This is a genomic window from Vibrio sp. 2134-1 (genome assembly GCF_033339495.1).
The window spans coordinates 1-943 of sequence record NZ_JAWOUS010000180.1 but is presented as its reverse complement, the minus strand read 5'-3'; the positions used below and the strand labels follow the sequence as shown (position 1 = coordinate 943).

General features: G+C 47.0%; 1 protein-coding gene. It reads right to left on the bottom strand.

Going from position 1 to position 943, the window contains the following annotated elements; all coding sequences use genetic code 11:
- Positions 1 to 880, bottom strand: an 880-nt coding sequence (cytR, locus tag R7R78_RS24775) for a DNA-binding transcriptional regulator CytR (RefSeq protein ID WP_225474454.1), incomplete at its 3' end; no start/stop codon positions are given.
- Positions 881 to 943 lie beyond the last annotated feature (63 nt).

Genomic DNA, 943 nt, shown 5'->3' with positions numbered 1-943 from the left:
CATAACGAGGTTGAGAAATGGTCGTTAACGGTGGATCGCAGTATTGAGCAAAGTTGATATCATCGAAACCAACCACCGACAGATCTTGTGGAACACGCAGACCGAGTCGTTTCGCTTCTTGGATTGCGCCGATTGCCATGGTGTCACAGTGGCAGAAAATCGCAGTTGGTGGCTCTGGAAGTTCTAGCAACTTACGTACAGCTTTCGCGCCGCCGTCAAAAGAAAACTCAGTGATAACACTGTATTGTGGGTCTTTACTGATCCCCGCGCGACGCAAGGCTTGTTGATAACCTTGCTGGCGGAACTGGCACAATACCGCTGTGTCTGGCCCTGAAATTTGTGCTATGCGTTTATGGCCAAGTTGAGTTAGGTAATTGACCGCTTCAAAAGCAGACGTTAGGTTGTCAATGTGCACGGTTGGTAATTCTAGCTCTGGCGCAAACTCACAAGCCATGACCATTGGTGGCAGGTTTTTCTGTTCTGGCTTGCTGACATCAAATGGCAGGTCGGTACCAAGCAGTAACATGCCATCGGCTTGTTTGGTGAACACTAGATTCACAAATGAGCTTTCACGCTTTTTCTGCTGGCCGCTGTCACCGAGCAGTACGAGGTAGCCATGTTCCATAGCGGCGTCTTCGATACCACGAATGATTTCAGAAAAGTAAGGATCACAGATGTCAGGAACGATGGTAACAATCGTTTTTGATTCGTTTCTACGTAGATTACGCGCTAATGAATTTGGAGAATAGCCCGCTTCAAGGACGGCATCTTCGACTCTTTTTCTTGTTGAAGAAGAGACTTTTTCTGGATTCATTAATGCTCGAGATACCGTAGCTGTCGACACTCCCGCAAGCTGGGCAACATCCTTCATTGTCGCCATAGTGTTTAACCTCTCAAATTTTTGCCAAGATGACGTTATTCCCTGTAAGAAGTCGTAGGTTTT